The organism is Rhodoferax saidenbachensis (assembly GCF_001955715.1).
Taxonomy (GTDB): domain Bacteria; phylum Pseudomonadota; class Gammaproteobacteria; order Burkholderiales; family Burkholderiaceae_C; genus Allorhodoferax; species Allorhodoferax saidenbachensis.
In genome coordinates this window covers 1831726-1848207 of sequence record NZ_CP019239.1, presented here as the reverse complement: position 1 = coordinate 1848207, position 16482 = coordinate 1831726, and the positions used below count along the sequence as shown (strand labels likewise).

Here is a 16482-nt window from a genome sequence, read left to right as displayed (position 1 = left end):
CTACCCCACTCAGCGTGCCGCCAGCAGCGTACCGCGGCACTCGCCAAAACCAATGCGCCGCACGCCTGCGCGCGTGCAGTAACCACGCAGGATGACGGTGTCACCATCCTGCAGGAAAGTGCGGGTTTCGCCGTTGGCCAGCGTGAGCGGCATTTTGCCGCCCTGTGTCAGTTCCAGCAGAGAGCCACCTTGTTCGGGTGCAGGCCCGGACAGCGTGCCCGTGCCCAATATGTCGCCGCTGCGCAGATTGCAGCCGTTGACCGTGTGGTGCGTCAGCAGTTGCGCCAGCGTCCAGTAGGCGTCGCGCATGTTGGAGGTGGACAGGCGCTGCCCCGGATTACCGGCGGCCAGCATCGCAGGTGTCTGCAGCCACACTTCAAGCTGCACATCCAGCGCACCGGCAGCGCGGTTGTGGGCCGAGTCCAGATACGCCATGGGCTGCGGGTCATGCGCAGGCCGCTCAAAGTCCGCACGGAACGGCGCCAGCGCGTCCAGCGTCACCATCCAGGGTGACACCGTGGTGGCAAAGTTCTTCGCCAGAAACGGCCCCAGCGGCTGGTACTCCCAGGCCTGCACATCGCGTGCGCTCCAGTCGTTGAGCAGCGTGAGGCCAAAGATATAGTCCTCGGCCTGCGCCATAGCCACGGGCTCGCCCAGCCCATTGCCACCGGCCACCCAAGCACCTATCTCCAGTTCATAGTCGATGCGCGCACTCGGGCCAAAGTCGGGCACTGCCGCACCGGGCTTGAGCGTTTGTCCTTGCGGGCGGTGGAACTGTTGACCACTGGCGCCAATGCTGCTGGCGCGACCGTGGTAGCCAATGGGCACCCACTTGTAGTTGGGCAAGAGCGGGTTGTCGGGGCGAAACAGCTTGCCCACCGTGGTGGCGTGGTGGATGCCGGTGTAGAAGTCGGTGTAGTCGCCGACCTCACAGGGCAGGCCCATTTCCACTTCGCTCTGTCGCAGCAGCGCCTGACTCCAGACTTTTTGCAAAGCCGAGCCTGCACGCAGTCCTTCCCAAAGGGACAAACGCAAGGCGCGGCGCTCAGTGACAGGCGCAGCCATCAGGCGTTGCATGTCCAGATGATCGATCAGGCCCACCGCATGCAGGTCCAGCACCTGGTCACCAATCGCCACACCGATCTGCCAGGGCTCCAGCGCGTTGCGGCGGAAACGCCCGAACGGCAGGTTCTGGATGGAGAAATCTGTCGCCGGGTCGTTAGCAGACTCCACCCAGCTGAGGGTGGCGGGGTCGTGGGTCACATCCATCACGCTGCGCCCAGTTCCTTGGCGTGCAAAAACGCCGCGTGTTTGGGCGCGCGTTTGGTGACGCTCCATTCCTCCAGCATGGCCCACTTCACCGCATCGGCCTGGGCAATCTTGGCGATCTCTTCAGGGTCCGGGCAGGCCAGTTCCAGGCGGTGACCATTGGGGTCGAAGAAGTAAATGCTGTGGAACATACCGTGGTCGGTCACACCCAGTACATCCACGCCATTGGCTTCCAGATGCGCCTTGAACGCCAGCAGCTCAGCACGGTCTTTCACGCGGAACGCAATGTGCTGCACCCACTCGGGTGTGTTCGGGTCGCGGCCCATGGGCGGCTGCGTGGGCAGCTCAAAGAAGGCCAGCACATTGCCCATGCCCGCATCCAGAAAGATGTGCATGTACGGGTCGGGCGCCTTGGTACTGGGCACCAGGTCTTCGGCAATGGCCAGCACAAAGTCCATGTGCAGCATCTTCTGGTACCACAGCACGGTTTCCTTGGCGTCCTTGCAACGGTAGGCCACGTGGTGGATGCGGTCGATTTTCATGGTGTGTCTCCTGGGTTCGCCTGGGTTCACTTGGCGGCTTCGAGCACGCCACGGTTAATCTGGTCACGCTCCAACGACTCAAACAGGGCCTTGAAATTGCCTTCGCCAAAGCCCTCACGGTAGTTGCCCTTGCGCTCGATGAACTCGAAGAACACCGGGCCCAGCAGCGGTTGCGAGAAGATCTGCAGCAACAGGCGCGGCTGGCCGCCTTCGGTCGTGCCGTCAAGCAGGATGCCACGCGCCTGCAAATCACCCACCGGCTGGCCGTGACCAGGCAGGCGTTGAGCCAGATTCTCGTAGTACACGTCATTGGGCGCAGTTAGTAGCGGAATGCCCGCCATCTGCAACCGGTCGATGGCGCTGGGCAGGTCCTCGCACAGCAGGGCAATGTGCTGAATGCCCTCGCCGTTGAATTGCATGAGGAATTCCTCGATTTGCCCCCCACCCTGGCGCGCTTCTTCGTTGAGCGGAATGCGGATCAGCCCATCCGGCGCTGTCATGGCCTTGGAGGTAAGGCCGGTGTATTCCCCCTGGATATCGAAGTAGCGGATTTCCTTGAAATTGAACAGCTTGCCGTAGAAGTCCGCCCAGTACGCCATGCGGCCGCGGTACACGTTGTGCGTCAGGTGATCGACCACGCTGAAGCCATGGCCCACTGGGCGACGGTCCACGCCCGCTATGAATTCAAAGTCGATGTCGTAGATCGACTTGCCGTCTTCATAACGGTCAATCAGGTACAGCGGCGCACCGCCAATACCTTTGATCGCGGGCAGGTTCAGCTCCATCGGACCGGGGCGCAGCTCCACGGGTTGGGCGCCCAATTCCAATGCGCGCTTGTAGGCGAGGTGCGAATCCTTCACACGAAACGCCATGCCGCAGGCGCTGGGGCCGTGCTCGGCGGCGAGGTAACCGGCCACGCTTTTGGGTTCACGGTTGACGATGAAATTGATATCGCCCTGGCGGTACAGCACCACGTCCTTGGAGCGGTGCTTTGCCACCAGCGTGAAGCCCATGCGTTCAAAGATCGGTTCGATCACACCAGCGATGGGCGACGCAAACTCCACAAACTCAAAGCCCATCAGGCCCATCGGGTTGTCAAACAAATCACCTGTTGCAGTGGCCATGGCTGTGCTCCTCAAACGCTGTTCTTGAAGCTTTGATTGTCATGAAAGCGACGCGCATGGTGTGCGCAATTTTTCCCGAATAATGGCCAATCAATGCATAATTTGTGCATGAATCAAGAAACAACCGAAGATTTTTTGCTTGATCGCTTCGATATCAGCTTGCTTGCTGCACTGCAAAAAGACGCACATGCCACCAACCAGCAGATCGGCGAACAAATCCACCTCTCGGCCTCGCAGGTCAGCCGTCGCATCCAGCGGCTGGAGAGCACGGGCATCATCCGCCGTTATGTGGCGCTGATGGACCCGGCCCGCTTAGGGCTGGGCGTGCGCGCCATGGCCTATGTCACGCTAACCCACCACAGCGGGGAGGAAGGCATGGCCTTCGAGCGGGAGATCGAGAACCTGCCCGAGGTGATGGACTGCTACGCTGTGGCCGGCGAGTCCGACTACATCCTGCAGATCGTCGCAGCCGACCTCAACGCACTGTCCGACTCGGTGCTGCGCCGGCTCACACGCATCAAGGGTGTGAGCAGCATCCGCTCCAACATCGTCCTGCACTGCATCAAGTCCAGCACCGAACTGCCACTCAACCACATCGGCCAGGCCGGTGGCACCACCCGGCGCATCCGACTGACTGGCAACACCTGATCCTTTTACCCCACCGAGAACGTCCATGAACCTGCCCACCCTCCTGCTGCTCAGCACCGTGACTGTCGCGCTGACTGCCTGCGCCGAAGTCGCGCAACTGCCGGTGTCTGCGGGCACCGGCCCCACGCCCACCCTGCCCGCCCCCAACACAGGCTTCATCCCCACGGTGAATATCGCACCCGCCGTGGGCTGGCCCGCAGGCACCATGCCGCAGGCGGCAAGCGGCACCCGCGTGGTCGCCTTTGCCAGCGGGCTGGACCACCCGCGCTGGATACACGTGCTGCCCAATGGTGACGTGTTGGTGGCCGAGAGCAATGCGCCCGCCAAACCGACCAGTTGGAACCCCATGGACTGGATCGCCGGCTACGTCATGAAAAAAGCCGGCGCCGGTGTGCCCAGCGCCAACCGCATCACGCTCCTGCGAGACACCAATGGCGACGGCGTGGCCGATGTGCGCTCGGTGCTGCTCGAAGGCCTGAACTCCCCCTTTGGCATGGCGCTGGTGGGCAATACGCTGTATGTGGCCAACGCCGATGCCGTGGTGCGCTTCCCGTACACCACGGGCGACCTGCGCATCACCGCACCGGGCGTACAGGTCACATCCCTGCCCGGCGGCCCGCGCAACCACCACTGGACCAAGAGCATCATTGCAAGTCCCGATGGCAAACGCCTGTACGCCACCGTGGGCTCCAACAGCAACGTCGCTGAAAATGGCCTGGAGGCCGAAGAAGGCCGTGCCGCGGTCTGGGAGATCGACACGGCCAGCGGCCAGAAACGCCTCTTCGCCTCGGGCCTGCGCAACCCCGTGGGCCTGGCCTGGGAACCGCAAAGCGGCGCCTTATGGACCGTGGTGAACGAACGTGACGAGCTGGGCAGCGATCTGGTGCCCGACTACATGACCTCGCTGCGCGACGGTGGCTTTTACGGCTGGCCCTACAGCTACTTCGGCGACCATGTGGACACCCGCGTGAAACCGCAGCGCCCCGACCTCGTGGCCAAGGCCATCGCGCCCGACTACGCGCTGGGCCCGCACACCGCCTCGCTGGGCCTGGCGTTTTCCAAAGGCACCAGCCTGCCCGCAGCCTATGCCAATGGCATGTTCATCGGGCAACACGGTTCATGGAACCGCAAGCCACACAGTGGCTACAAGGTGATTTTTGTGCCGTTTGAAGGCGGCAAACCTGCCGGTGCGCCGCTGGATGTGCTGACCGGTTTTCTATCCGCCGAGGGCACCGCCTATGGCCGCCCGGTGGGAGTGGCACTGGACAAACAAGGCGCGCTGCTGGTGGCTGACGATGTGGGCAACCTGATCTGGCGCGTCAGCAGCAAGCCCTGATCGGCTCGGGGCTTAGCGCGCGACCGTACGCTGCCCCACACCCAGTGCAGCCACCACGCTGAGTGCCAGCACCACGGCGGCGCCCAACAGCGTGGCGCCGTACCAGCCGCGGTCCATGAACACGCCGAAGACGATGGGCGAGATGGCAAAGCCCGTGTCCAGCCCCGAATACACCAGACCATAGACGCGGCCCGTCGCGCCCTTGGGCGTGGCCTTCTTGATCATCATGTCGCGCGAGGGGCCACCGATGCCTACCGCAAAACCGGTGCTGGCCAGCACCACCATGGTGGCTGTGGCGCCCAGCAGGCCGGTGCCGCACAGCGCCAGCAGCAAGGCGCCGGCCGCCATGGCCATGGCCACCACGCGGTCGCTGTTGGCGCTTTTCGCGGCGATAAAACCACCAATGAACATGCCAAACGCACCCGCCAGCATGTAGCCAGTCAATGTCAGCGTGGCCGCTTCAAAACTGATGCCGCGCATGGCCTTCAGGATGGACACCGAGAAGCTCTGCACTACGGCCAGCGTCATGGTGGACAGCAAAAAGAAACCAAAACACCACCACACCACCGGCAGCTTCATGAACGCCAGGTCGTGCTCTTTGTGCACGGTGGGGTCATGGCGAACCACCTTGGTGCTCAGCAGGTCGCGCTGCACAAACAACAAGGCAAAGATCACCACATACATCGCCGCCGCCGCCAGGTAGGCATTGCGCCAGCCAATGGAGACGCCCAGGGAGGCAAAGAACACCGGCGCCACCGCCCAGCCCAGATTGCCGGTCAAGCCATGCGCGCTAAAGGCATACCCCAGACGTGGCGCTGACACGCGCTGGTTCAGGATGGTGAAGTCCACCGGGTGAAACGTGGCGTTGCCCAGACCGGCCAATGCGGCCACCAGCATCAGGCCCACATAACCCGTCACCAGGGAAGCGAATACACAGGCTGCCGCAAAGATGGCCAGCGCCACAAACATCAAAGGCCGCGCACCCAGGCGGTCCACCACAAAGCCAGCACAGGCCTGGCCCACGCCCGACACCACAAAAAACACCGACATCAGCAAGCCAAGTTGCGAATAACTCAGACCAAACTCGGTCATGAACACCGGGAACAGCAAGGGCAGCAGCAGATGGCCAAAGTGCGAGCTGGCATGCGCCAGGCCCACCAGGCCGATGACGGCGGCGTCCTGCTTCAAGGGGACAAGGGTGGCTGGTGAGTCGAGGGTGGTACTGGTCATGCACCAATAGTAGGCGTAACCCGCCATGCGGGAATACGACAGAAAGACAATAATTGTCGAAATCCTGCCAAAACACCTCACTGCACACACGCCACCCATGCAACGCAAAAGCCCCCTGCGCCCCGTGCGCTTTGATGACTCCAGCCTGCGCCTGCCCACGCGGGAACGTCCGGTGCGCAGCCGCGCCCGTTCTTTGGCCATGGACACGCACATCGAACCGCACCAGCACCCGTGGTCCCAATTCACCTACTGCGCCAGCGGACTGATGCAGGTCACGGTGACACAGGGTGGCGTGCAGACCACCTTTATCGTGCCCTCCACGCGCGCCGTCTGGATACCGGCGCAGGTGCAACACACCGTGGTGGTGCTCGAAGCCGCCGAGTTGCGCACTGTGGACATCGCACCTAGCGTGCTACCCGCCGACTGGACCGAATGCCGCGTGCTGGTTGTCAGCAAACTGCTGCGCGAACTGATCCACGCACTGGAAGGCTCGCAGGTCAGCCCCCGCGAAGACGCGCTCATGGCGCTCACGGTGGACGAAGTCATCCGCTCCGATACGCAGGCACTGGGCGTACCCATGCCCCACCCCGAGCACGGCGACAAACGGCTGCGCGCGCTGTGCGAAGCCGTGCTGCGCGACCCGGCCGAAAAATCGCAGTTGAAGGAATGGGTAGCCAAAGTCGGCGCCAGCGAGCGCACCGTGGCGCGCCTGTTCCGCGACGAGCTAGGCACGAGCTACCAGCAGTGGCGCACCCAGGCCGTACTGGCCCACGCGCTGCCGCAGTTGGCGCGCGGCGTACCCATTGCCCAGGTGGCCGCCGCCGCCGGTTACGCCAGCGACAGCGCGTTTTCCGCCATGTTCAAGCAAGCCATGGGCAAGGCGCCCAGCCACTTTTTGGCCAGAAACAGCGCCTGAGCTGCGCGCATAGCTATCAAAACAATAGCTGCTTGCGCAAATAACACGGGGGCTACAGGCCAGTTTGGCACAGGGTTTTGGCACTGCGGCTAGAATCCGGCCCGCGACCCGCAAGGGTTGCCGCGTTCTCAGGGCGGGGCGAAATTCCCCACCGGCGGTATCTGTGGCTTGACCACAGCAGCCCGCGAGCGCCCACGCCAGCCTTTGTTGGCGTGGGGTCAGCAGATCTGGTGAGATGCCAGAGCCGACGGTCACAGTCCGGATGAAAGAGATCGCGCACACCTGAAACAGGCACGCCTTTGCGCTGGCCTGTTTCTGCGTTTGCGTGCGCCCTGATTCTTGTTAACCCTCTTTTGAGACCACCATGAATCAGACCTCCTCGCCGCGCATTGCCATCATCAGTTCCTCGTGGCACCGCGACATCGTTACCAGCAGCACCGAGGCCACCCAGGCCGAGCTGCAACGGCAAAACATTCCCCCCGAACAGATCGACCACTTCGAAGTGCCCGGCGCCTTTGAAATCCCGCTGCATGCCCAGCGCCTGGCACGCAGCGGCCGCTACGACGCCATCATTGCCTGTGGCCTCATCGTCAACGGCGGCATCTACCGCCACGAATTCGTGACCACCGCCGTCATCGACGGGCTCATGCGTGTGCAGTTGGACACCGATGTGCCGGTCTTCAGCGCCGTGCTCACACCGCGCGATTTTCATGAGCATGAAGAGCATCTAAACTTCTTCCGCGAGCACTTTGTGAAAAAAGGCACCGAGGTCGCCCGCGCCTGTCTGGAGACCTTGCGCGCACTGCAGGCTTTACCGGCCATCGCCTAAACTGGAAGCCTTCCCGCCCGCCCTCCCCACCCGAACATCCACCATGCACCTCTCCAACTGGCTTGTTTTCTGTGGCGTCGCCTTTCTGGTGTGCTTCAGCCCCGGCCCCGGTGTGCTGCTGGCGATCTCCAACGCCATGGCGCATGGCAAACGGGACTGGGTGGCGAGTTCGCTGGGCAATGCCACGGGCCTGTTCATCATCTCGGGCGTGGCCATGGCCGGTATGGGCGCCATCCTGGCGGTGTCGGCCCTGGCGTTCACCGTGCTCAAAGTGGCCGGTGCGCTGTACCTGATTTATCTGGGTATCCGGCAGTGGCGCAGTCAGGCGGTGTCGTTCGCCGCGGCAGAGTCCGCCACGCAGGTGGTGGACGCCCAAGCGGACAAGGCCATCACCCGCCGGCTCTACGGGCAAGGCATGGGCGTGGCGCTCACCAACCCCAAGGCCATCCTGTTCTTCTCTGCCCTGTTTCCCCAGTTCATCACAGCCGATGCGCCGGTGCTGGAACAGGTGGCCGTGCTGACATCCACCTTTGTGGCCATGTCACTGCTCTCGCACCTATCTTATGTGCTGGTGGCGCGCCTGTTCAAAGGCCAACTGGCCAACCCGCAGAAACAACGGTTGTTCAACCGCATCTCGGGTGGCCTGTTCGTGCTGCTGGGTTTGAGCCTGCTGCGCCTGAAGAACAAGGCCTCCGTCTAAATTGCTATTAAAACAGGAGCTGCTTGCGCAATATGCATGGGGGCTACAGGCACTTTTTGCATATAAATGAGAGACCCGCGCCGCGCCGCAGACTGACGTGTCTCAGAGCGCCAATGCCAGGATGGAAGCAGCGTCCGCAGGGGTGATGTTGGCGTGCTCTCCCAGGCGCACATGGCCGTGCTGCTCCAGCTTGGCAACCACCGCGGGGATGACAGCAGCGTCCAGCCCGTAGTCGCTCAGCCGGGTTTTCACGCCCATGGCCTCGAAGAACTGGCGCGTCTTTTCAATCGCGGTGGTGATGCGGGTGTCGTCGTCGCCGTCCACCAGGTCCCACACGCGCTCGGCGTACTGCAGCAGCTTGGCCTTTTTCGCTTCGCGCGTGTGCATCCAGACGGCGGGCTGAACGATGGCCAGGGTTTGCGCGTGATCCAGGCCGTACAGGCCAGTGATCTCCTGGCCGATCATGTGCGTCGCCCAGTCTGCCGGCACGCCGGTGGAAAGCAGGCCGTTGAGTGCCATGGTGGCGGTCCACATGAGATTGGCGCGCACCGCGTAGTCCTCTGGCTTGGCCAGCGCCTTGGGGCCGTCTTCCAGCAGGTTCAGCAGCAGGCCTTCGGCAAAACGGTCCTGTACCTTGGCGTTGACCGGGTAGGTCACGTACTGCTCGACCACATGCACAAAACTGTCCACCACGCCGTTGCCGGTCTGGCGCGCGGGCAGCGAATAGGTGGTGCTGGGGTCCAGGATGGAGAACTTCGGGTACACGTGGTCCGAATGGAAAAACAGCTTGTCCTGCGTGGCCGCGCGGGTGATCACGGAGCCGTTGTTCATCTCGGAGCCGGTGGCAGCCAGGGTCAACACGCTGCCCAGCGGCAGTGCCTGCGTCACTTTGGCGCCATAGGTCTGGATGATTTCCCAGGGGTCATTGCGATAGACCGCCGCAGCGGCAATGAACTTGGCGCCGTCGATGACCGAGCCACCGCCCACCGCCAGGATGAAGGTGATTTTTTCACGGCGGGTCAGCGCCACGGCATCCATCAGGGTTTCGAAGTGGGGGTTGGGCTCAATGCCAGCGAATTCAAAAGAGGTAATGCCCTCCAGCGCGGCATGCACCTGCGCCAGCACCCCATTGCGCTTGATGCTGCCACCCCCATAGGCAATCAGCACGCGCGCATCGGCAGGAATCTCGTCCCTGAGTTTGGCAATCTGCCCTTGGCCGAAGTGGATCTGGGTGGCGTTGCGGTAGCTGAAATTCTTCACGGTGTGTCCTAGGTGTGGGTGCGTTGTGTTGGCGTGCGGGCATTGTTGCGGATAGGTTTTTCCTTGATAAGTCACCATAATCTTGATGTAGTTATGAAAAAATCTCAGCAATGATGCAAACCAAGGTCAATGATCTGCAAGCCTTCCTGGCCGTGGCACGCGACCAGAGCTTTACTAGGGCAGCTGCCAAACTGGGCGTTTCGCCCTCCGCACTGAGCCACACGATCCGGGCGCTGGAGGAACGGCTGGGGGTGCGCCTGCTGGCGCGCACCACGCGCAATGTGGCCCCCACGGAAGCCGGGGAACGGTTGATGCGCTCCATTGCCCCCTTGTTCGCGCAAATCAGCGCGGAACTGGAAGCATTGGGGGAGCTGCGGGACAAGCCGGCGGGGACCATCCGCATTACCTGCACAGACGACACCATCGAGTTGTACCTGCGGCCCGTGCTAGCCGGTTTTTTGCGCAGCTACCCCGACATCACGCTGGAACTCTGCGTGGATTACGGATTCACCAATGTGGTGGAGGAGCGGTTTGACGCCGGCATACGCCTGGGAGAAGCTATCAGCAAAGACATGGTCGCCGTACGTATCAGCCCGGACTGGCGTTTGGCGGTCGTGGGCTCGCCGGACTACTTTGCACGCAACCCGCCGCCCGAGACGCCGCATGCCCTGGCCCAACACGCCTGCGTCAACATCCGGCCCAACCCGTCAGGCGCCGTCTACGCCTGGGAGTTTGCCAAGGATGGCAAGGCCTTCACCGTCAAGGGTGAGGGGCAACTCGTCTTCAACAGCATTGTTCATGTGCTCAATGCCGCCGTGGACGGCATTGGCCTAGCCTATGTCCCGCAAGCCCTGGCAGCCCCCTACCTAGCCGACGGCCGACTCAAGGAGGTCCTGGCGGACTGGTGCCCCTACTTCCAGGGCTACCACCTGTATTACCCCAACCGGCGGCAGGCCTCACCGGCCTTCATCGCGTTTGTCGATGCAATCCGATATCGGGGCGCCGGCTGATTACAGTGGCGTGATGCCGGCTACCAAATGCGCTACGCGATGGTGGTCAAAGGTTATTGAAACAGGAGCTTGTTGCGTTTTTAGAGAAAGGGCTGGAGGCACTTTTGACAATAAATTTACCTGCAAGAAGCAGCGGTGACGTAGATGCTATGCCGTCACGGGACAGACATGATCCGCCACAAATCCCGGATATGGAACTGCAGGCGCGTTCTACAAAGCAAAACTATCTTTTGCACTTATGGGGGAGTCCATATGCAATTTTTAGCCTCCTTGTTGGAATGAACGCTCATACGCCTCCACGTGGCCTTGAAACAAGAGGTCGTACGGTGGATTAGATATACCGACAACAGATATTTCAATACCTTCAGCACCAACCTCTTGTGAATAGTCACTAATTGATACGCCAATCGCTTCAATCCACAATTGATTCGGCGTTTTAACTTGAAAGTAATAGCTGGTTTTTCCGCTCCCTGTTTCAGCAATAACTTTCATCTGAATTGCGCTGTATCCAACAACTGGAAAAAAGCGCCCATAAGCTACACCCATTGGAGGATCTCCGTGCTCGAAATCACTCCACCCAATGTGCAGGCCATCTGCATAAATCTCGAACCGCGACATAGATATAACTAACTCGATATAGACCGAAAAAGCCCGGAACAACATGGCTGAATGCTCATCAAGCGCGCCTCCTCTGTAGCTGTTGAGTGCTTGCTGTGACTTATTTTTAAACCGGGTAAATCTTCAGCGGACGGGTTGCCACCGGAAAGCCCGCTGCGCCCAGCGTGTCGGCAATCGCCTTGTTGGTGTCGAAGTAGACCTGCCAGTAGTGGTCGGTGTGGCAGTAGGGGCGCACGGCCAGCTTGGGGCCGAACTCGTTGAACTCCAGAATCTCCACGTCCACCACAGGTGACTTGGCGATGTTGGGCACCTTGGAGACCGCGTCCTTGAGCAAGGCAATCGCCTTGTGCGCATCGGCGCTACCCGCCAGTTGCGCCACCAGCTCCACACGGCGGTGCGGGTTGGCCGAGAAGTTCTTGATGTCGCTGCCCATGATCTTGCCGTTGCCGACAATGGTCTTCACGTTGTCCGGCGTGGTCAGCGTGGTGCCAAACAGGCCCAGCTCCAGCACCGTGCCCTCGACACCACCCACACCCACGTAGTCACCCACCTGGTAGGGCCGCAGCACCAGCAGGAAAATGCCCGCAGCAAAGTTACCCAGCAAGCCGCTCCACGCCGCGCCAATCGCCACACCGGCGCCCGCCACCAGGGCCGCAAACGAGGTGGTCTCCACGCCGAAATAGCCGAGGATCGCCACCACCAGAATGATGTTCAGCGACACGGTGATAAAGCTCACCAGGTACCGCTGCACCGTCGGGTCCAGCTTCTGGCGTGTCATGGCGGCGCCCACCAGCCCGGTCACCATGCTGATCAGCCAGCGGCCAATCACAAACACCACAATCGCGCCCAGCACCTTGAGGCCAAAGGCCAGCAAGATCGGTTGCACTTGATCCACCCAGGTCGTCAGTTTTCCAGTGTCCATGATGTCCTCCGTCGGTAAAAAACTCTCTGATTGCTACTTATTTAATAGCTGCTTGCGCACATTCCATAAGGGCTAGAGGCCATTTTCATGCCTAATGGGCCCGCTGCGCAGTTGCCCTAAGTGGACGACAAACAGCGCCACCACCAGCAGGTCAAACACCACGGCCACACCGGCCTTGCCCAGATACGCCTGGCCGTAAACCAGCACCAGCACAATAAAAATGAGTTTGCTTACCACCGCAATCGTCAACACCAGCGCGCGGCTGGCGGGCCGGTAGGCGCCGTAGATCAGCAGCGCCCCCACCAGTGTGATCAGCGCGCCCCAGTTGCGCACCACGATGTTGGCCAACGGCCCTTCCAGCGTGGCGCCAAAAGTGTTGCGCAATGCACCCTGCGGGTCTATCGCGGCATACACCATGGTGCAGGTCAACACGCCACTGGCCAGCATGATCCATTTGATGTAGGTGGTGATCCAGTGCATGGGCGGCTCCTGTTGCGTCGCAGTGTCAGCTGCTGATGGCGGTGGTAAAGGTCAGGCGGTTGCCAAACGGGTCCATGATGGACATGTCGCGGCTGCCCCAGGGCATTTCCTGCACTGCGGGGCGGGCATTTTTGTACTGCTTGGCCAGCAACTTCTGCTGAAACGCGTCCAGCTCGTTTGTCTCAATACGCATGGCCGCGCCCGGGCTGCAGTCGCCATGGTGCTCGGAGAGGTGCAGCACACAGCCGTCCAGCGATATCTGCAGGTACAGCGGCAGCCCCGGCTCAAAGCGGTGCTCCCAATCCACCTTGAAGCCCAAGAAGTCCACGTAAAACTCCCGCGCCTTCGCCTCGTCAAAGATGCGCAGGATAGGTGTGGTTTGTCCAAATGACATACGGCTCTCTTTCAGGCTTCTTTGGCACCCTGAGCAGACAACGGCAAACCAAAAATGCGGTCAAACGCCCAAGTAAAGGTAATGGTGTACACAAAGAAAAATGCCAGCAAGCCCATGTCGGCCACAAACGCGGCCCACAGCGAAATGTCCAGCCAATAGGCCATGACCGGCATGAGGATGATGGCCAGCCCACCCTCAAACCCCACACCATGCGCAATGCGCCGGGCCAGCGAACGGCCCTTGACGGTCTGGCGCGACTCCCAGCGCTCAAACACTAGGTTGAACAGGTAGTTCCAGGTCAGCGCAATGCCGGACATCACTGCCGACAGCACAAACGCCGAGCCCGGCGGGTGGTCGAAAGCCAGCACCAGCGTGGGTGTGACCACGGCGATGGCGATACCTTCATAAAGAACAGCTTGGAGAATACGGCGGGCAAAAGGAGACATGCGGACAACAGACTAAGAAAAACAAAACAACCGTGGAGCTTACTGCCGAACGGACGACCCCACTGATTGGCACATTTACGGTCTTGTGCCAAAGCGCAAAGCCGACCGCGCGCGCAGGCGCTCAGCCTCCACCTCGCGATTGCGCGGCTCTGCGTTGGTCACCAGCGAGGCGATCAAGGCCCGGGCGCTGGCGGCCACCTCTTCCACCGCGCGCTCAAACGCGGCTTCGTTCGCCTTGGACGGCACGCTGAAGCCGCTGAGCTTGCGCACAAATTGCAGCGACGCATCGCGGATCTCCAGCTCGGTGGCTGGCGGCTCGAAGTTGAACAGGGTCTTGATGTTTCTGCACATGGCGGCTCCTTGCGACAGCAGATTATTCCCTGCGCCGGGAACTTCCGGGCGGTGAGTAGGCTCCACCACTGCGTCCTCTCCATTGATACCCGTCCGAATGCACCGCAGAACCACCCTGGCCGCACTGGCCTCCCTCTCCAGCCCCTTTGTCACCTCCCTGAGCAGCGCCGCCAGCCTGCCCGCGCTGCAGGCGCTCAAGCCCTCGCCCCGCATGCCCGTGCTGTTTCTGGGCCACGGCAGCCCCATGAACGCGATTGAAGACAACGCCTGGCGCCGCAGTTGGCAGGCCATGGGCAAGGAACTGCTGGCACGCGCCGCGCAGCCACAGCTCATCCTGTGTATATCCGCCCACTGGCTCACCCAGGGCGGCTGGCAGCTCACCGGCATGGCCAACCCCAAGACCATCCACGACTTCGGCGGCTTTCCGCAAGCGCTGTTTGACCAGCAGTACCCAGCCCCCGGCGCACCCGCCGTGGCGCGCAGCCTGGCGCAAGAGCTCAAGTCCCCCGCCACCGGCACCGCGCTGGGCCTGGACATGCAGGAATGGGGCTATGACCACGGCACCTGGTCGGTCCTGAAGCCCATGTTCCCCAAGGCGAATATCCCCGTGCTGCAACTCAGCATGGACTACAGCCGCGCCCCGTCAGAACACTACGCACTCGGCCAGCAGTTGCAAAAGCTGCGCGAGCGCGGCGTGCTGATTGTGGGCAGCGGCAACATCGTGCACAACCTGCGCGCCAGCCGCCGCGGCACCGCCGCCAACGAGGCGTATGACTGGGCTGGCGAGTTTGATGGCGTGGTGCAAGAGCAGATCAAGAAGGGGCAACTGGACACGCTGCAAAACTTCCAGCGCCTGGGCGCCGTGGCGCAGCAGGCGCACCCTACGCATGAGCACTATCTGCCCCTGCTCTACGCCGCAGGTGCGGCGCGGGCGGACGAGATGCCACGGTTTTTCAACACGGGCTACCAGTCCGCATCCATCTCCATGCGGTCGGTGATCTGGGGCTAATCGCAAGGTACCGGCGGGTGCGCACCAATGTGGCGCACTGAATCTGGCACACCATTTGCTTGACCTAGATCAGAGTAGAAGCTGTCAGTAACCGCCGGGCACCCGCCCCAAGTTATCGGTCATTGCTCTGGTGACGGTAGTGCCGTCGCATGCTGGGGTTCTCCTTCAGCATTTGGGTTCGCACCCAACAGAGACTGGCAGCCCACGGGCTGCTGCCTAGCCTCGGCACTGTCGTCTTTCCAATCAACTTCTGGAGAGATTGACAATGCAACGCAAACTGACCCGCCCCTTCGCCCACCTCGCCTGCGCTGCAGCGCTGGCCGCCATGTGCACCACCACCTGGGCCCAAGACAAGGTGACCTTCCTCACCTCCTGGTACGCGCAGGCCGAACACGGCGGCTTCTACCAGGCACTGGCTGGCGGCATCTACAAAAAACACGGCCTGGACGTCACCATCAAGATGGGCGGCCCGCAGGTCAACGGCATGCAACTGCTCACCGCAGGCCAGGCCGACTTCATCATGGGTTACGACCTGCAGGTGCTCAAGTCCCTGGAGCAAGGCTTGCCGGTGACCACCGTGGCCACGTCTTTCCAGAAAGACCTGCAGGGCATGATGACGCACGAAAACGTGAGTGGCCTGGCCGACCTGAAAACCAAAACCATCCTGGTCTCCACCTCCGGACGTCCTACCTGGTGGCCCTGGCTCAAGGCCAAATACGGCTACACCGAAGCCCAGGCCCGCCCCTACACCTTCAACCTGCAGCCCTTCTTTGCCGACACCAACCTCGTGCAACAGGCCTACCCTTCGTCCGAGCCCTTCCAGGCCAACAAAGCCGGCGTCAAAACCAAGTTCTTCCTGTTTGCCGATGAGGGCTACCCACCCTACGGCACCACCATCGTCGCCACCACCAAGCTGGTGGCCGAGAAGCCCGATGTGGTGCAGCGCTTTGTGCGCGCCAGCATCGAGGGCTGGAAAGCCTACCTGGCCAACCCTGCGGCGGGCAACGTGCTCATCAAGCAGGACAACCCCAAGATGGATGACGAGCAAATCACCTTTGCCATCCAGCGCATGAAAGAACTCAAGGTATTTGACGGTGGCGACGCCGCCAAGCTGGGCGCCGGTGTGATGACCGATGCACGCTGGAAGCAGACCTACGACTTCATGGTCGGTGCCGGTTTGCTCAAGGCAGAGACCGACTGGAAAAAAGCCTACACCACGCAGTTCGTCAAAGACCTCAAGGTCATGCCCTAAGGCAACGCTAATTTAGTCCGTTCGCGTTGAGCCTGTCGAAACGTGCCCCTACACATCACGAACCTTTTAAAGGCTTCGACAAGCTCAGCCCGAACGGTAATGTTTGTTCAGCGAATCACTGAACCTGCCCGCCCCCTAGCGACTTG

At 61.5% G+C, this 16482-nt stretch carries 19 protein-coding genes and 1 riboswitch; of the genes, 8 read left to right on the top strand and 11 right to left on the bottom strand.

The genetic code is table 11. The features are described 5' to 3' along the window. Positions 1 to 9: 9 nt before the first annotated feature. Genes fahA through hppD form a run of 3 tightly spaced genes read right to left on the bottom strand, consistent with a single transcriptional unit; the run spans position 10 to position 2935 of the window. Positions 10 to 1269 (bottom strand): fumarylacetoacetase, encoded by a 1260-nt coding sequence (fahA, locus tag RS694_RS08840; RefSeq protein WP_029707702.1) that lies wholly within the window; start codon positions 1267 to 1269, stop codon positions 10 to 12. Continuing rightward, a complete protein-coding gene (locus RS694_RS08835; protein ID WP_029707703.1) occupies positions 1269 to 1811 on the bottom strand; it encodes a VOC family protein in 543 nt (180 codons plus the stop codon). Before RS694_RS08835 ends, fahA begins: the two co-directional genes overlap by 1 nt. 26 nt (positions 1812 to 1837) lie before the next feature. After that, positions 1838 to 2935 (bottom strand): 4-hydroxyphenylpyruvate dioxygenase, encoded by a 1098-nt coding sequence (hppD, locus tag RS694_RS08830; protein WP_029707704.1) that lies wholly within the window; start codon positions 2933 to 2935, stop codon positions 1838 to 1840. 108 nt (positions 2936 to 3043) lie between these two features. On the opposite strand from hppD, the gene RS694_RS08825 reads away from it, so the two are divergent. Together RS694_RS08825 and RS694_RS08820 are read left to right on the top strand one after the other, a co-directional pair. Continuing rightward, positions 3044 to 3583: an Lrp/AsnC family transcriptional regulator gene (locus tag RS694_RS08825; RefSeq protein ID WP_029707705.1), complete on the top strand. Its 540-nt coding sequence runs from the start codon at positions 3044 to 3046 to the stop codon at positions 3581 to 3583. 25 nt (positions 3584 to 3608) lie between these two features. Then, on the top strand, positions 3609 to 4919 hold the full coding sequence (locus tag RS694_RS08820; RefSeq protein WP_076069524.1) for a PQQ-dependent sugar dehydrogenase: 1311 nt from the start codon (positions 3609 to 3611) through the stop codon (positions 4917 to 4919). A gap of 12 nt (positions 4920 to 4931) precedes the next feature. Here the strand turns inward: RS694_RS08820 and RS694_RS08815 are convergent, their stop codons facing one another. Continuing rightward, positions 4932 to 6149: an MFS transporter gene (locus RS694_RS08815; RefSeq protein ID WP_029709833.1), complete on the bottom strand. Its 1218-nt coding sequence runs from the start codon at positions 6147 to 6149 to the stop codon at positions 4932 to 4934. A 97-nt stretch (positions 6150 to 6246) separates the two neighbouring features. Between RS694_RS08815 and RS694_RS08810 the strand changes: the two genes are divergently transcribed. The 3 genes from RS694_RS08810 (at position 6247) to RS694_RS08800 (ending at position 8594) form a co-directional block, all read left to right on the top strand. Beyond that, complete coding sequence (locus RS694_RS08810) at positions 6247 to 7065, top strand: AraC family transcriptional regulator (protein ID WP_029709831.1); 819 nt, start codon at positions 6247 to 6249, stop codon at positions 7063 to 7065. 120 nt (positions 7066 to 7185) lie between these two features. Continuing rightward, positions 7186 to 7343: riboswitch (FMN riboswitch) on the top strand. An 86-nt stretch (positions 7344 to 7429) separates the two neighbouring features. Beyond that, on the top strand, positions 7430 to 7894 hold the full coding sequence (locus tag RS694_RS08805) for a 6,7-dimethyl-8-ribityllumazine synthase (protein WP_076069522.1): 465 nt from the start codon (positions 7430 to 7432) through the stop codon (positions 7892 to 7894). A gap of 43 nt (positions 7895 to 7937) precedes the next feature. After that, positions 7938 to 8594, top strand: coding sequence for a LysE family translocator (locus RS694_RS08800; protein WP_029708855.1), 657 nt, complete (start codon positions 7938 to 7940; stop codon positions 8592 to 8594). Positions 8595 to 8696: 102 nt separating this feature from the next. Here the strand turns inward: RS694_RS08800 and RS694_RS08795 are convergent, their stop codons facing one another. Then, on the bottom strand, positions 8697 to 9854 hold the full coding sequence (locus RS694_RS08795) for an iron-containing alcohol dehydrogenase (RefSeq protein WP_029708854.1): 1158 nt from the start codon (positions 9852 to 9854) through the stop codon (positions 8697 to 8699). Positions 9855 to 9964: 110 nt separating this feature from the next. Between RS694_RS08795 and RS694_RS08790 the strand changes: the two genes are divergently transcribed. Continuing rightward, positions 9965 to 10864 (top strand): LysR family transcriptional regulator, encoded by a 900-nt coding sequence (locus tag RS694_RS08790; RefSeq protein ID WP_029708853.1) that lies wholly within the window; start codon positions 9965 to 9967, stop codon positions 10862 to 10864. 261 nt (positions 10865 to 11125) lie between these two features. Here the strand turns inward: RS694_RS08790 and RS694_RS08785 are convergent, their stop codons facing one another. The 6 genes from RS694_RS08785 to RS694_RS08760 form a co-directional block, all read right to left on the bottom strand. Continuing rightward, complete coding sequence (locus RS694_RS08785; RefSeq protein WP_051392011.1) at positions 11126 to 11527, bottom strand: hypothetical protein; 402 nt, start codon at positions 11525 to 11527, stop codon at positions 11126 to 11128. Positions 11528 to 11588: 61 nt separating this feature from the next. Continuing rightward, entirely contained in the window at positions 11589 to 12404 is an 816-nt protein-coding gene (locus RS694_RS08780) for a mechanosensitive ion channel family protein (protein ID WP_037247852.1), read from the bottom strand. A gap of 72 nt (positions 12405 to 12476) precedes the next feature. Further along, complete coding sequence (locus RS694_RS08775; protein WP_029708850.1) at positions 12477 to 12884, bottom strand: hypothetical protein; 408 nt, start codon at positions 12882 to 12884, stop codon at positions 12477 to 12479. Positions 12885 to 12909: 25 nt separating this feature from the next. After that, the gene (locus RS694_RS08770) at positions 12910 to 13278 is read right to left on the bottom strand and encodes a glyoxalase superfamily protein (protein ID WP_029708849.1); all 369 of its coding nucleotides are present in this window, start codon (positions 13276 to 13278) and stop codon (positions 12910 to 12912) included. 11 nt (positions 13279 to 13289) lie between these two features. Continuing rightward, entirely contained in the window at positions 13290 to 13724 is a 435-nt protein-coding gene (locus RS694_RS08765; RefSeq protein WP_029708848.1) for a PACE efflux transporter, read from the bottom strand. Between the two features lie 75 nt (positions 13725 to 13799). After that, the gene (locus RS694_RS08760; RefSeq protein WP_029708847.1) at positions 13800 to 14075 is read right to left on the bottom strand and encodes a DUF2277 domain-containing protein; all 276 of its coding nucleotides are present in this window, start codon (positions 14073 to 14075) and stop codon (positions 13800 to 13802) included. 97 nt (positions 14076 to 14172) lie between these two features. On the opposite strand from RS694_RS08760, the gene ygiD reads away from it, so the two are divergent. Further along, on the top strand, positions 14173 to 15084 hold the full coding sequence (gene ygiD, locus RS694_RS08755) for a 4,5-DOPA-extradiol-dioxygenase (protein ID WP_029708846.1): 912 nt from the start codon (positions 14173 to 14175) through the stop codon (positions 15082 to 15084). A gap of 265 nt (positions 15085 to 15349) precedes the next feature. After that, positions 15350 to 16336 carry an ABC transporter substrate-binding protein gene (locus tag RS694_RS08750; RefSeq protein ID WP_051392010.1) on the top strand — a complete coding sequence of 329 codons (987 nt, stop codon included), beginning with the start codon at positions 15350 to 15352 and terminating at the stop codon, positions 16334 to 16336. Positions 16337 to 16482 lie beyond the last annotated feature (146 nt).

What these genes read in the sequence shown, in the direction of transcription:
- fahA (WP_029707702.1), bottom strand. Translation starts at nt 1,269, where the DNA reads ATGGATGTGACCCACGACCCCGCCACCCTCAGCTGGGTGGAGTCTGCT.
- RS694_RS08835 (WP_029707703.1), bottom strand. Translation starts at nt 1,811, where the DNA reads ATGAAAATCGACCGCATCCACCACGTGGCCTACCGTTGCAAGGACGCC.
- hppD (WP_029707704.1), bottom strand. Translation starts at nt 2,935, where the DNA reads ATGGCCACTGCAACAGGTGATTTGTTTGACAACCCGATGGGCCTGATG.
- RS694_RS08825 (WP_029707705.1), top strand. Translation starts at nt 3,044, where the DNA reads ATGAATCAAGAAACAACCGAAGATTTTTTGCTTGATCGCTTCGATATC.
- RS694_RS08820 (WP_076069524.1), top strand. Translation starts at nt 3,609, where the DNA reads ATGAACCTGCCCACCCTCCTGCTGCTCAGCACCGTGACTGTCGCGCTG.
- RS694_RS08815 (WP_029709833.1), bottom strand. Translation starts at nt 6,149, where the DNA reads ATGACCAGTACCACCCTCGACTCACCAGCCACCCTTGTCCCCTTGAAG.
- RS694_RS08810 (WP_029709831.1), top strand. Translation starts at nt 6,247, where the DNA reads ATGCAACGCAAAAGCCCCCTGCGCCCCGTGCGCTTTGATGACTCCAGC.
- RS694_RS08805 (WP_076069522.1), top strand. Translation starts at nt 7,430, where the DNA reads ATGAATCAGACCTCCTCGCCGCGCATTGCCATCATCAGTTCCTCGTGG.
- RS694_RS08800 (WP_029708855.1), top strand. Translation starts at nt 7,938, where the DNA reads ATGCACCTCTCCAACTGGCTTGTTTTCTGTGGCGTCGCCTTTCTGGTG.
- RS694_RS08790 (WP_029708853.1), top strand. Translation starts at nt 9,965, where the DNA reads ATGATGCAAACCAAGGTCAATGATCTGCAAGCCTTCCTGGCCGTGGCA.
- RS694_RS08785 (WP_051392011.1), bottom strand. Translation starts at nt 11,527, where the DNA reads ATGTTGTTCCGGGCTTTTTCGGTCTATATCGAGTTAGTTATATCTATG.
- RS694_RS08780 (WP_037247852.1), bottom strand. Translation starts at nt 12,404, where the DNA reads ATGGACACTGGAAAACTGACGACCTGGGTGGATCAAGTGCAACCGATC.
- RS694_RS08775 (WP_029708850.1), bottom strand. Translation starts at nt 12,884, where the DNA reads ATGCACTGGATCACCACCTACATCAAATGGATCATGCTGGCCAGTGGC.
- RS694_RS08770 (WP_029708849.1), bottom strand. Translation starts at nt 13,278, where the DNA reads ATGTCATTTGGACAAACCACACCTATCCTGCGCATCTTTGACGAGGCG.
- RS694_RS08765 (WP_029708848.1), bottom strand. Translation starts at nt 13,724, where the DNA reads ATGTCTCCTTTTGCCCGCCGTATTCTCCAAGCTGTTCTTTATGAAGGT.
- RS694_RS08760 (WP_029708847.1), bottom strand. Translation starts at nt 14,075, where the DNA reads ATGTGCAGAAACATCAAGACCCTGTTCAACTTCGAGCCGCCAGCCACC.
- ygiD (WP_029708846.1), top strand. Translation starts at nt 14,173, where the DNA reads ATGCACCGCAGAACCACCCTGGCCGCACTGGCCTCCCTCTCCAGCCCC.
- RS694_RS08750 (WP_051392010.1), top strand. Translation starts at nt 15,350, where the DNA reads ATGCAACGCAAACTGACCCGCCCCTTCGCCCACCTCGCCTGCGCTGCA.